Source organism: Corynebacterium sp. ZY180755, assembly GCF_054331495.1.
The window spans coordinates 829406-842643 of record NZ_CM135811.1 but is presented as its reverse complement, the minus strand read 5'-3'; the positions used below and the strand labels follow the sequence as shown (position 1 = coordinate 842643).

Genomic DNA, 13238 nt, shown 5'->3' with positions numbered 1-13238 from the left:
ATTTTTAGATGACCTGCTAAAACAGTGACCTAATTAACATCGAAACGTCGCTACAAAGATCAGTTGTCAGACGACTAAACCCTAATGAGATCTAGAGCACAGCAGGGGTAGTTAATATTCAAATGACTGAAAACCTTTAATTAGTGACCGCGATCACTTACTCTGGTGTCATCGCACAAACGCGAAGACGAAATTCTTCCCGCCAGTTTTCCCATTAACTAGGAGCAGAAAATGACCCAAACTGAGCACAAGGACACCACGGAACGCATTGACGTTGCAGGCCTTCAGGTAGATAAGGTCCTTTATGACTTCATCAACAACGAGCTTCTGCCAAAGAACGGCACTGATGAGGAGAAGTTCTGGAACGGCTTCGCTGAGATCGTCGAGAAGTTCACCCCACGCAACAAGGAGTTGCTAGCTCGCCGTGATGAACTGCAGGCTCAGCTTGACGCATTCTTCAAGGCTAACCCAGGCCAGCCTGACCCAGCAGAGCACGAGAAGTTCCTTCGCGAGATCGGCTACATTGTTGACGCTCCTGAAGAGGCCGATATCCGCACCGCGAATATCGATGAGGAGATCGCAACCATGGCTGGCCCACAGCTGGTTGTTCCTATTCTCAATGCTCGCTTCGCACTGAACGCAGCGAACGCTCGCTGGGGTTCTCTCTATGATGCGCTTTACGGCACTAACGCTATTTCTGAGGAAGGCGGTGCAGAGAAGGGTGGCGCCTACAACCCAGTGCGCGGCAAGAAAGTTATTGAATGGGCTGGCCAGTTCCTTGATGAAGTAGCGCCTCTGGAGGGAGCTTCCCACAACGAGATCGAGCGTTACGTTGTTAAGGGCGGTTACCTCGCTGGCGTTTTGAACGGTGAAGAGCACCGCTTGGTTGATAAGGATCAGTACCGCGGATTCACCGGCCACCATGACGATCCTGATTCCATCTGGTTGCGCAACAATGGCCTCCACATCCAGCTGCAGATCGACCCAACCTCCCCTATCGGCCGTGATGACAACGCTGGTGTCAAGGACATCATCATCGAGTCCGCTGTATCTACCATCATGGACTTCGAGGATTCGGTCGCAGCCGTTGACGGCGAGGACAAGGTTCTCGGTTACCGCAACTGGCTCGGCCTGAATACCGGTGAGCTCGAGGAGACTTTGGAGAAGAACGGTAAGACCATTACCCGTAAGCTCAACAAAGATCTGCAGTACATCGGCCGCAACGGCTCTCAGAAGCGCCTCCATGGCCGCTCCCTGCTGCTCGTCCGCAACGTTGGTCACCTGATGACCAACCCAGCGATCCTCACCAAGGACGGAGAAGAAATCTTCGAGGGCATCATGGATGCCGTCATCACCTCCGCCTGCGCAATTCCGGGTCTCGATCAAGACAATGAGTTCCGAAACTCTCGTACCGGCTCCATCTACATTGTGAAGCCAAAGCAGCACGGTCCTGAGGAAGTTGCGTACACCAACGAGCTATTCGGCGCCGTTGAGGATCTGCTCGGCCTGGAGCGCTTCACCCTGAAGGTAGGCGTCATGGACGAGGAGCGCCGCACCTCCGTCAACCTGGATGCATGTATTGCGGCTGTTGCTGACCGCCTGGCATTCATCAACACCGGCTTCCTCGACCGCACCGGTGATGAGATCCACACCTCTATGCAGGCAGGTGCGATGGAGCGCAAGGCTGACATGCAGAAGGCTATCTGGAAGCAGTCCTACGAGGACAACAACGTTGATGCCGGCCTGGCTCGTGGTCTGCAGGGCAAGGCACAGGTTGGTAAGGGCATGTGGGCAATGACTGAGCTGATGGCTGAGATGCTGGAGCAAAAGATCGGCCAGCCACGCGAAGGTGCAAACACTGCGTGGGTCCCATCCCCTACCGGCGCTACCCTGCACGCAACTCACTACCACAAGGTAGATGTGTTCGAGGTCCAGGATGAGCTGAAGGCCGCTGGTCGCCGCGACACCTACACTGGCCTGCTCACCGTCCCAGTTTCGCCTGACGCCGGCTGGACCGCAGAGCAGAAGAAGGAAGAACTGGATAATAACTGCCAGTCCATCTTGGGTTACGTTATCCGCTGGGTTGAACAGGGCGTTGGCTGCTCCAAGGTTCCGGATATCCACGATATTGATTTGATGGAGGACCGCGCTACTCTGCGTATTTCCTCTCAGCTGCTGTGCAACTGGCTGGTTCATGGCGTAGTAACCGAGGACGAGGTTATCGAGTCCCTGAAGCGCATGGCAGAGGTTGTTGACCGCCAGAACGAGGGCGATCCTAACTACCTGCCAATGGCCAAGGACTTCGACTACTCCATCGGTTTCCAAGCAGCTAAGGCTCTTATCCTCAAGGGAACCGATTCCCCATCCGGTTACACCGAGCCGATCCTGCACGAGAAGCGTCGGGAGTTCAAGGCACGCGAGGGCCTGAAGTAAGACCTCATACTGAAGACAGCGTGATCTAGTCACTAAGCGAGGGCTGCGGTTTCACCGTGGCCCTCGCTTTGCATTGGCACGCAAGTTTTGGGCACAATAGCCCACAATCATTTCACTACTGCCGAGGGAATCACATGCAGCTAGAGACACCAACCAGCCTGACCGACGTTGCAACAGACGGATTCATTGCCCAGCATGCGTCAACGTGGGAACATACACTGGCTTTCGGCCCCAATCCGCAGGTGGACTTTGCTAGAACCGGAGGCGGCTACACCGTCACCTTTAACGGCACCCACACCTTTGCGGCCTCCACCGTCGGCACAATTAACGGCACCCAGTTCACGTGGGCCGGCCCTACCCCGTTCGACATCCCAGAATTAAAGGGCACGGTGACGCTTTCCGACGAACTCATCGCCGCAGCGCGCACCTTGCGCGGCAACGGCCCAGCCTTCATCGTGCCGGAGGGCAACGATCTCTACAGCCTTGCGGTTGTGGACCGCCCGGTCCACAACATCTCCCCGCGCGACGCGATCAAGATCGCGCTCGCTCACGCACGATTGCACCAGGTGGACGTCGATAAGAAGCGCGCACTGGTGTCCTTCGCCGCGTTTGCCGACCTTGGCCTCAGAGAGAACGAGGGGCTCCTATTTTTCAGCGACGGCACCACGGTCGACCCAGATGCCGGCGTGGTACAAAATGCTGACGAACACACCTTTGGCACGCTCGTCTCTGATGCCGAACTGTTCTCGGTGGAATCACAACTCTTCTTTGAGGGGCGGTTCCCCGACGCCATCGTGGCCATGGAGGGAGAAAACCGAGCCCACATCCGCTGCGACGCCACCCAAACGTTCACCAGCGCGCACGCCGTTCCGATTGCGACCATCACGGACCAGCATTTCAACTGGATTCACTCCCCCGCCACGGCTCCGATCTTCGACTGGGCGCGCCGGCATACCATCCCCGAACTGATAGAAAAGGACATCCCGGTGGAAACTGCTCGGCAGCGCGGATTCGCTGTCGCCGCCAAACCACTGCTACGCAAGTGGACACACGCTTTTGTCCCAAACCCAGACGGCTTTACCATCGTCCTCCTCGACGCGCCTGAGCTGCGCCTGCCAGCACCATCAGCCGCCGGGTGCGCAGCCACGATCATTCGAGCTCGAGACTCAATTAACCCGCGGCGCGCGTTGGACAGCTACGCCGCAATCCGTGGCATCCATATCCGCATGCCGGAGGATCTTCGCTCCGACGCTACGGAGGTAATCGTTCCCGGCGAGCACACCTTTAGCGTCGTGTGGCAAGAAAAAGACGAGGTTGCGAACTACCTCTTTAGCCCGACCATGAGCAAGGCCTACGGCCTCAAGGCTGGTCAGTTCGCCCTCGTCTAGTATTAATTACTTAGCTAGGCCTTGTTTCAGCACATCGCGGTACGTGGAAACGTCCACATCCGCGGTGTTATCTGGGCTGAACGTGGCGTTGCGATCCTTGTCCACCAAGACAGCACGCACACCCTCAACAAAGTTGTCGTCGCGGCGCATGAGTTGCCCCAGCACGCGTTCCAGCTCAAGTTCCTCACGGATGCCGTCGCAGTGAGCGATCGCGGCGTGCAACTCAGTGGCCGCCACCAATGACGCCGGGTTAGCAACGGAGAATTTCTCGCGCACCAGATCAGCAAACGCCGTGTTGCTGTGGGCTTCAACGGCGGCCTCAATCTCTGCAAAGGAATCATGATTGAACGTATGTTCAATGTCTTCGATGTACTTGGCTAACTCGGAGTCTTCTAGGTCCGCGATCACCTGATGGTCATCCGCATCGCGGATGACTTTTCCTTCTGTGGTGACCAGCTGTTCGCGGGAGAGGCAATGTTGGGAAACTGCGGCGTCCACGCCGTCGGCAAGAATTGCTTGGCGCAGATCCTCAATTTTTTCCGAAGGCACGAAATGTGTGGCTACGCCCGTAAATAGCATGTCCGCCGGCTTCATGTGCCAACCTGTGGTGGTCAGGAACACTGCCAATGCGTGGGACCTGTGCGTGGGGTTAATGCCAACATCCATGTGCTCGAAGAAGTACGGCACCCCCACGTCCGGGATAAAGCCGATGGCCATCTCTGGCATCGCCGCGAAGGCACGCTCGGTAATAATGCGGTGAGATCCGTGAACGCTGATACCGAGGCCGCCACCCATCACCACGCCGTCTAACAGCGCGATATAGGGTTTTGGGAACTCCGCCATGTCACCGTTCATGACGTATTCCTTGGCAAAGAAATCGTCGCCTTCTTGGTAATTGCCCTCTAGACATGCCTCCCGCGCTTGGCGAACATCTCCGCCAGCACAGAACGCACGTTCCGATCCTGAGAAGATAACGATCTGCTCCACGGCATCGTCGTCTTTCCACTTTTTCAGGGCGTCATCAATGAGGACAACCATGTCCGAGTCAAGGGAATTAAGGGCCTTTGGGCGGTTGAGCTCCAACAGCCCAGTTTTTCCCTCCACCCGGACGATTACTTTGTCATTTTGTGTGTTCTGAGTCATAGTGTCCAGTGTCTCACAAAATATGACCTGTGTCACTCACTACTCTGGGGTATTCCCCACCCCTATTGCGGGATTACTCTAGTGCGAATTATCGCCACTTGCAGACTTCTTCGCCTGTTTGATGATGTTTTTAGCCATGACGGGGAAAATCAAGGCATGGAAAGGCGCAACCGCAGCCCAATACGCTCGCCCCAGCAATCCGTGTGGGAAGTAAATCGCCCGCTGCCTAAACTTGATTCCGTCCTCGGCGTCCTCCAAGCTAAACACCAACCAAGCACGACCGGAGATCTTCATCTCAGCACGAAGTACGAGCTCCTTGAGCGGTTCGATGCGCTCCACCCGCCACCAATCCACCCGGTCGTTGACCTTGAGGTGGCGGGGATCTCGACGCCCTCCCAGACCCGGGCCACCAATCGCCCTATCCATCGCCCCGCGAATAGCCCACAGCAATGGCGCGGAGTACCAGCCAGAAGCGCCACCAATGCCCTCGATGACCGCCCACAAACGCTTTTTATCAGCATCCGTGGTCACCGTCCGGTCATCGGTGTAAACGGTGTGACCGGCCCATTCGGGATCAGTAGGCAGAGAATCCGCGGACGTGGACACCTCGGCCCAACTGGTATCCCAGGATGTCACCACGCCCTGCTCGCGCTCACGCTCCAACGCGCGACGCACAGAAGTCGGGTAGTCCGCAAGACCGCCAGGAGGATCAGGAATGATGCTCTTTACTGCATCATCGTGGCTGACAGCATCCTCCGCCATCGACTGCGCCAACGGAATAGCCAGCCCTAACGGCGCTGGCGTGACCAACGCGATCCACATTCCCGACAACTTGTCCATAGGTAACGACCACGGCAGAGGCCTAATGAAGCGCTTGAGACCGCGGACTTCACCGTAGAGGGTCAACAAATCCCTGAACTTGTACACCGTTCCGCATCCGATATCGAAAGCCTGATTGTGAGGCTCATCCAAATCGGCCGCCGCGCAAAGGTAGTACAGGGTGTCCCTGATACTGATCGGCTCAATCTTGTTATCAATCCAGTTAGGGGCAATCATCACGGGGAGGCGCTCCGTCAAGTGTCGAATCATTTCGAACGACGCCGAACCGGAGCCAATCAATGTTGCCGCTTGGAACACGATCGCGGGCGTCTCGGCTGCCAACAGGATCTCGGCCACATTCTCACGCGAGCGCATGTGCTTGGACAGCTCCTCCGTGCGCAGCCTCTTGGGATGCAGCCCAGACAAGTAGACAACCTGACGCACACTATGGGAGTCCGCGGCCTGGGCCACGTTCCTAGCAGCGATAGACTCCGCCTCCTCGAAATCTTGGCTGCCGTTACCCATGGAGTGGACTAGGTAGAAGGCGGTATCCACGCCTTCCATGGCGCGCGCCACGTCAGAGGCGCTGCTCAGGTCAGCCTCCACGGCCTCGACCTCATCAAACCAGGGGAAGCGCTCCAAAGAGCTCACGCTTCGTGACGTCGCACGTACCCGAAAACCCGCGGCCAAAAGCTCGGGAACGAGCCTGCCACCCACATAGCCCGTTGCGCCAGTAACCAACACCAGCCTGTCCTTGTGCTGTGCGTGGAAACTCGTAGTGGAGTAGTTATCAATCATGAGGCCTCAATTCGATGAATTTAGATTGTGCGTGATTTATCACCACCCTACGCCCGCCCACCCAATCGCGTCCGCCCCGCGGAACTACGCACACCCACATGGCGCATCTAAAGTTGGTAGTAGAAAGCTAGGCACAGACCCAAGGAGCACAATCAGTGGCACACAAGCTCGTCGTAACAGACATGGACGGAACACTTCTCGACGACGACCACACCATCCCCCAGTCTTTCTGGCCCATCCTCGAAAGACTCCAACACCACAACGTTGTATTCGCGCCCGCAAGCGGGCGCCAACTACACACACTCCTCGAGCAATTTGGCCCCAACAGCAACCTTTCCGTGATCGCTGAAAATGGGACGGTTATTTATCACGAAGGCAGCATCATCTCCGTCACAGCTATGCCCGCAGGCACCGTCCATGACCTACTAGACACACTCGAACACGGCGTCACGTTCGACGGTGGCGTCGTCCTGTGCCGCCCAGACGGCGCATTCATCTCACGATCGGACTCCGCCTTCGTCAGCCAGTGCACGCCGTATTACAAGCAACTCACCGTCGTAGACGACCTCCATGACTACGTCAACGATGAAACCATCAAGATAGCAATCTTTAGCTTTACCAACGCCGAAGCTTCAATCCTTCCCCACCTCACCAACGTGGGCGGTATGAATATCGCAGTATCAGGTGAACACTGGGTGGACATTATGAGCCCAGAAGCCAACAAGGGCACGGCATTGGAGACACTCGCACGCACCCTCGACATACCGATCAATGAAACTCTGGCCTTTGGTGACTACCTCAATGACTACGAGCTACTCCGCAAGGCTGGTACCTCCTACGCGATGGCCAACGCACACCCACGAGTCAAAGACATCGCAGACCATATTGCACCCACCAATACTGACCATGGAGTCATTCAAATCCTGGATCAACTCTTTCCATGAAAAAGGTTTATAGGTCATAAATTGTGTACAGGACCTAGATAACCACCCCCGTGGTCTAGGTCCTGTTTGTATTATCTTTCTTTATCGTATAGCTGGGATGATTTTGGGGCTATTTCATCTGTCCTTTCCTGATTCCAACTGAGTGTGTGTAGCCGGAGTCGATATGGTTGTCATAGAGGGCTGGTCGTCCGGTTTCCTGATCGGCGAGGTTCTCGTCTGGGGTGTGAGTGCATGCTTGGCGGTAGGCGGTCGCACCCCAGTTTTGCTTCTTGGCTATAGCAACAGGATCGTCAGGATCATGGGTATTCAGATGCAGATACCAATCAGCTAAGGCTCTTTGATGCTCAGCAGGCATCCCTTTATGCCTGCGTAGAAAGGTTTTGATTCCACTGTTGCGACCTTCAACGATGTTAGTCATTGATTTCAGCGACTGCAGCGTCTGCTTGTTGAGTTCGGGATCAAGATAGGCAAACAAATGCCCCTGTTGCGGGGGCCTCTCTAGGAGCTTGTACGCACTGCGATACCGATAATGGGTGTACCACCACAGCTTGTTGTTTCTCGCAAAGCTCGGTATCTCACCTGCACCAACATCCTTCCTGTAGGTTCGTTCATTGAGCCACGTGCCGTAAAGCTGATGGAACTTGTGGAGCTGTTTTTGCCATTCAATAGCTTGCTCAATGGTCTTGATCCCCGTGAGGTTCTCAGCCAGCTTGTTCAGCAGACAACCTTGGCTGTATCTGGGGTTCCTGGTCACATAGGCCTGCACATTGCGTCGAATATGGAACGTACAGCGCTGGATCTTGGTAGTCGGCCATAATGCCTTAACTGCAGCAATACTTCCACGATGCCCGTCGATGATCACCATCTTCGGCGGTGCCATCTGCGACAACAGTTGCATGTAGGCGTGCTTGTTTTCGCGTCTGCACCAGTGCCAGGTAATGACGTGATCGTCACATACTGCGATGAGGAGGCATCCGCTGGCGAAGTACGTGCCATCGATGTAGATCTGGTCGTAGATCCTGTACGGATCTGGTTGCGGATGGACTTGGACGAACCAGAACTGTTTCCATGCTCGGTTGATCGTGCTGGGAGAAACACCGGCCAGTTCAGCAGCGTGTGCAATAGTAAGCCCTTCGGTGAGCCACCGGATGAAGAATCGGAAGAAGTGCTTGTTCCTTACGCCTTCGTACCGTTGAAGGCCACTAGTTCCACACTTCTTGCATCGCCATCGTTGGCGTCTAGTTCCTGGCATGAATCCGTTCTTGACCATCACACCGTCACACATGCCGCAGCGGGGTCGTTTTGAATGTCTTGACATCCCACTAGCGAACCAAACCCCGTCCCAGAAACTGGAACGGGGGTAGAAAAATACCGATCTGAAATCCCAACCGAAATTCAAAACAACACAAAACAAAAGGTCAAACCATAAAAACAAGGACCTCTGTACACAATTTATGACCTATAAACCATGAAAAAAGCCGGGTACAACCCGGCTTCTCATCTATTTCTTCTTGGCTTTCTTGCCCTTGCCAACCTTATCTGCCTCAAGCTTGGCAGCAACATCTGGAACGTAGCGGAAGTCCTCACGAGGTGGGCGTTCGTAGTCACGATCCGACTTTGGACGTTCAGGAATCTCAGGAATGTTCTGATCCACCTTCTCATACGGAATGGTAGACAGCAGGTGGCTAATCACGTTGATGCGTGAACGCTTCTTGTCCTCAGACTCAACTGTGTACCACGGCGCAGAAGGAATGTCGGTGTGGACAAACATCTCATCCTTAGCCTTGGAGTAATCCTCCCACCGGGTAATGGACTGCAAATCCATTGGAGACAACTTCCACTGACGCAGAGGATCATTGCGTCGAGACGAGAAACGGGCGATCTGCTCTTCATCAGACACGGAGAACCAGTACTTGCGCAACATGATGCCGTCTTCAACAAGCAGACGTTCAAAGATTGGGGCTTGGTGCAGGAAACGACGGTACTCCTGAGAGGTACAGAAGCCCATAACTCGCTCAACGCCTGCACGGTTGTACCAAGAACGGTCAAAGATCACAATCTCGCCTGCAGTTGGCAGCTTCTCGACGTAGCGCTGGAAGTACCACTGCCCCTGCTCACGCGAGCTCGGCGCTGGCAGCGCCTCCACGCGGCACGTGCGGGGGTTCAGGTATTGGGTAATGCGCTTGATTGCAGAACCCTTACCGGCCGCGTCGCGGCCTTCCATGATGATGACAACGCGAGCACCTGTCTCAACCACCCACTGCTGCATCTGCACCAGTTCGGCCTGAAGCTTCTTCAGTTCCTTCTCATAGGCCTTCTTAGAAAGCTTCTTTGGCTTCACGACTTCTTTTTCCTTCTTACCCATGCTTTCCAATCTACTTCCTCAAATAAGCTGGTGAGAAGTTGGTCCAGTGCTGGGTCTACTATGTGGGGGCAAAGCCTCCACAAACGACACCACTTCACTCATCGATCCAAAAAGTGACCATGCCACCCAAACTTTCGGTAACACCCCATTAAACGCGCAATTTATCCAGTTCAACGCCGGTTTCTCGAATCAGTCACACTTTTATAAACCACGTAATGCCGCTATTTTTATAGAAGTGCTTCAAGGTTTTTGCCTAGGGTGGAGTACATGCATAACGAAAATCTCGATGAAAACCTAGTGACCCCCGCAGAGCACACAGCGGCAGAACCCCCTCATGCTCCCGGCCACTCCAAGGGGCCTCTTATGCACACCAGCGCCGCGGATCTAGAGGAACCCCCAATCCCCCGCGCGCAGACTGACGCTGAGGGGCACATCATCGAGCACGTCGCAGAAGAATACGACACCCCGGCACCAGCACCAGGCGACAACCCATGGGAACGCAGCGACCACCAGTGGTACAAGGATGCGGTGTTCTACGAAGTCCTTGTCCGCGCATTTTACGATCCAGACAACTCCGGCTCCGGTTCTCTGAAGGGAATCACCGAAAAACTTGATTATCTCCAGTGGCTCGGTGTTGACTGCCTGTGGCTGCCACCATTCTTCGATTCCCCACTCCGTGACGGTGGCTACGATGTTCGAGACTTCCGTAAGGTACTACCCGAGTTCGGCACAGTCGAAGACTTCGTTGAGCTCGTTGACGCTGCCCACAAACGTGGCATACGCGTCATCACCGACCTCGTGGTAAACCACACCTCCGACCAGCACCCATGGTTCCAAGAATCTCGCCATGACCCAGACGGCCCTTATGGTGACTTCTACGTCTGGTCAGACACCGATCAAAAGTACGAAGACGCCCGAATCATCTTCATTGACACAGAAGAATCCAACTGGACCTGGGATCCCGTACGCAAGCAGTACTTCTGGCACCGATTCTTTAGCCACCAACCAGACTTGAACTACGACAATCCAGAAGTTCAAGAAGCCATGCTAGACATGATGCGTTTCTGGCTTGACTTGGGTATGGACGGTTTCCGTATGGACGCAGTTCCATATCTCTACGAGCGTGAGGGCACCAACGGTGAGAACCTGCCCGAAACACACGCATTCCTCAAACGCATTCGCCGAATGGTTGACGAGGAGTACCCAGGACGCGTCCTCCTTGCTGAAGCAAACCAGATGCCAGATGAGGTAGTGGAATACTTCGGAGAACCGGACAAGGGCGACGAGTGCCACATGAACTTCCACTTCCCACTCATGCCTCGAATTTTCATGGCGGTACACATGGGACAGCGCCAGCCCATCTCTGACATCCTTGAGCAGACTCCTGATATCCCCGACTCCGCACAGTGGGGCATCTTCCTGCGCAACCACGATGAGCTCACGCTCGAGATGGTCAACGACGAAGAACGTGCGTACATGTACACCCACTACGCAAAAGATCCGCGAATGAAGGCAAACGTAGGCATCCGCCGTCGATTGGCACCGCTACTCGAAGGCGATCGAAACAAGCTGGAGCTCCTCAACGGCCTACTGCTATCCCTCCCAGGGTCCCCTATCCTTTACTACGGTGACGAAATTGGCATGGGTGACAACATCTGGCTGTACGATCGTGACGGAGTACGCACCCCGATGCAGTGGTCCTCAGACCGCAACGGTGGATTCTCCAAGGCAGATCCTGAGAGGCTTTACCTGCCACCAATTCAGAATGACCGTTTCGGATACCAACAGGTCAACGTTGAGTCCCAGATGGACATTAAAAACTCCCTACTTCAGTGGACACGCGCTCAAATCCATATCCGTAAGCAGTACAAGGCTTTCGGTCTAGGAACTTTCCGCGAGATCACTGCAGAGAACACCACCGTGTTCTCCTATCTGCGCGAATACAAGGGAGAAACCATCCTATGCGTAAACAACCTATCTGATCGCCCACAGGCAGTCATGCTCGATCTTTCCGAATTTTCCGGTGTCACTCCACGTGAGCTGTCTGGTGGCGAGGCGTTCCCAACCATCGGCGAGCTGCCATGGCTCGTTACTCTTCCGCCACACGGATTCTTCTGGTTCGATATCTCAAAGGAGCAGCAGTAAGACATTGACTACCACTCAAGAACTCTTATCGTCAGCACTTCGAAACCTAGCGGGAGAACGCTTTTACGGCGCCAAGTCGGAAAAAATCACCGGCGCTGAAGTAGTTAGGGAAATGCGCGTTGGTGACTTCGTGTGGCTTATCCTCAACGTCCAGCGGGAAACTGGTTCCGATCTTTACCAGCTGTTCCTAGACTCATCGGGCAAAGATGTTCTCACAACTACCGAGGGTGCTGCGGCGTACATCGGTGCCGTGCCGGATTTCGGCGAAACCAGAGGCGACGTGGCTCTCGCAGCAGTGGAACCCAAGCCTATTGGAGGCGAGCAATCCAATACCTCGCTGATCGTTGGAAACCGCATGTTCAAGGTGTTCAGGAAGCTAGAAGCTGGGTTGAACCCCGACGTGGAGCTCTTGAGTGGAATTGCGGACTGCTCAGCAGTCGCGGGTGTTCACGGATACTCCACCACTGACATAGATGGGGCTACTTACACCCTAACTATGACACAAGCCTTGGTACCTAACGCTCAGGACGGATGGGAATTCGCTCTGACCCTGACTGGTGATGCCACCTCCTTCGCCGCTGAGGCCCAAATTCTTGGTGACGCTACTAGGACAGTTCACAACGCATTGAAGGCAAAGTTCCCGACGGAGGAAACCACCGGTAAAGAACTTGCAAATCGATTAAATAGACATTTCGAGGAGCTCGTTTCAAAAGCCCCGATGCTCAAAGAATATAAAGATAAAGTCCGAGCAGTTTATACCAAACTTGAAAACCTAACCGAGCCAATTGAGCTTCAACGCATTCATGGTGATCTACACTTAGGCCAAGTCTTACGCCATAACGGGTCTTACACTTTGATCGATTTCGAGGGCGAACCTGCCCGAAGTCTAGAGGATCGCCGAAAGCCAGACGTGGCATTACGAGACGTTGCCGGCTTGGTACGGTCAATAGATTATGCCGCTCACTTCCATAACGGCGGAAAACCCACAGAGGCGTCATTGGCTTGGTCATCTTCTAGTACGGCAGCTCTACTCCGTGGATATGGCTTTTCCGATGATCACCAGAAGCAGAAAGTAATTCTGGACGCTTATATCTTGGATAAAGCCTGCTACGAAGTGGCGTATGAAGTGAACAACCGTCCTGACTGGGTAGACATCCCGCTCAATGCTGTCAACCAGCTTGTCGCGCAAGTCTAGTCACTATC

General features: G+C 54.6%; 9 protein-coding genes. 5 read left to right on the top strand and 4 right to left on the bottom strand.

Going from position 1 to position 13238, the window contains the following annotated elements; genetic code table 11:
• The first annotated feature begins 231 nt into the window (after positions 1–231).
• Positions 232–2433: a malate synthase G gene (gene glcB / locus ACXM2N_RS03960; RefSeq protein ID WP_458490231.1), complete on the top strand. Its 2202-nt coding sequence runs from the start codon at positions 232–234 to the stop codon at positions 2431–2433.
• A 134-nt stretch (positions 2434–2567) separates the two neighbouring features.
• Positions 2568–3821 carry a DUF6882 domain-containing protein gene (locus tag ACXM2N_RS03955; protein ID WP_458490229.1) on the top strand — a complete coding sequence of 418 codons (1254 nt, stop codon included), beginning with the start codon at positions 2568–2570 and terminating at the stop codon, positions 3819–3821.
• A gap of 6 nt (positions 3822–3827) precedes the next feature.
• Here the strand turns inward: ACXM2N_RS03955 and ACXM2N_RS03950 are convergent, their stop codons facing one another.
• Together ACXM2N_RS03950 and ACXM2N_RS03945 are read right to left on the bottom strand one after the other, a co-directional pair.
• On the bottom strand, positions 3828–4964 hold the full coding sequence (locus ACXM2N_RS03950; RefSeq protein WP_458490227.1) for a 3-hydroxyisobutyryl-CoA hydrolase: 1137 nt from the start codon (positions 4962–4964) through the stop codon (positions 3828–3830).
• Between the two features lie 78 nt (positions 4965–5042).
• Positions 5043–6581, bottom strand: a complete 1539-nt coding sequence (locus ACXM2N_RS03945) for an SDR family oxidoreductase (protein WP_458490225.1) — start codon at positions 6579–6581, stop codon at positions 5043–5045.
• A gap of 155 nt (positions 6582–6736) precedes the next feature.
• Between ACXM2N_RS03945 and ACXM2N_RS03940 the strand changes: the two genes are divergently transcribed.
• Complete coding sequence (locus ACXM2N_RS03940; protein WP_458490223.1) at positions 6737–7525, top strand: HAD family hydrolase; 789 nt, start codon at positions 6737–6739, stop codon at positions 7523–7525.
• Positions 7526–7634: 109 nt separating this feature from the next.
• Here ACXM2N_RS03940 and ACXM2N_RS03935 read toward each other — a convergent pair whose 3' ends face one another.
• Entirely contained in the window at positions 7635–8843 is a 1209-nt protein-coding gene (locus ACXM2N_RS03935; RefSeq protein WP_458490221.1) for an IS1249 family transposase, read from the bottom strand.
• A gap of 183 nt (positions 8844–9026) precedes the next feature.
• Positions 9027–9890 carry a polyphosphate kinase 2 gene (gene ppk2 / locus ACXM2N_RS03930; protein ID WP_458490219.1) on the bottom strand — a complete coding sequence of 288 codons (864 nt, stop codon included), beginning with the start codon at positions 9888–9890 and terminating at the stop codon, positions 9027–9029.
• A 363-nt stretch (positions 9891–10253) separates the two neighbouring features.
• Here ppk2 and treS point away from each other — a divergent pair, with 363 nt between their 5' ends.
• Together treS and ACXM2N_RS03920 are read left to right on the top strand one after the other, a co-directional pair.
• On the top strand, positions 10254–12035 hold the full coding sequence (gene treS / locus ACXM2N_RS03925; RefSeq protein ID WP_458490993.1) for a maltose alpha-D-glucosyltransferase: 1782 nt from the start codon (positions 10254–10256) through the stop codon (positions 12033–12035).
• Positions 12036–12039: 4 nt separating this feature from the next.
• On the top strand, positions 12040–13230 hold the full coding sequence (locus tag ACXM2N_RS03920; protein ID WP_458490217.1) for a phosphotransferase: 1191 nt from the start codon (positions 12040–12042) through the stop codon (positions 13228–13230).
• The last annotated feature ends 8 nt before the right edge of the window (positions 13231–13238 follow it).

What these genes read in the sequence shown, in the direction of transcription:
- glcB (WP_458490231.1), top strand. Translation starts at nt 232, where the DNA reads ATGACCCAAACTGAGCACAAGGACACCACGGAACGCATTGACGTTGCA.
- ACXM2N_RS03955 (WP_458490229.1), top strand. Translation starts at nt 2,568, where the DNA reads ATGCAGCTAGAGACACCAACCAGCCTGACCGACGTTGCAACAGACGGA.
- ACXM2N_RS03950 (WP_458490227.1), bottom strand. Translation starts at nt 4,964, where the DNA reads ATGACTCAGAACACACAAAATGACAAAGTAATCGTCCGGGTGGAGGGA.
- ACXM2N_RS03945 (WP_458490225.1), bottom strand. Translation starts at nt 6,581, where the DNA reads ATGATTGATAACTACTCCACTACGAGTTTCCACGCACAGCACAAGGAC.
- ACXM2N_RS03935 (WP_458490221.1), bottom strand. Translation starts at nt 8,843, where the DNA reads ATGTCAAGACATTCAAAACGACCCCGCTGCGGCATGTGTGACGGTGTG.
- ppk2 (WP_458490219.1), bottom strand. Translation starts at nt 9,890, where the DNA reads ATGGGTAAGAAGGAAAAAGAAGTCGTGAAGCCAAAGAAGCTTTCTAAG.
- treS (WP_458490993.1), top strand. Translation starts at nt 10,254, where the DNA reads ATGCACACCAGCGCCGCGGATCTAGAGGAACCCCCAATCCCCCGCGCG.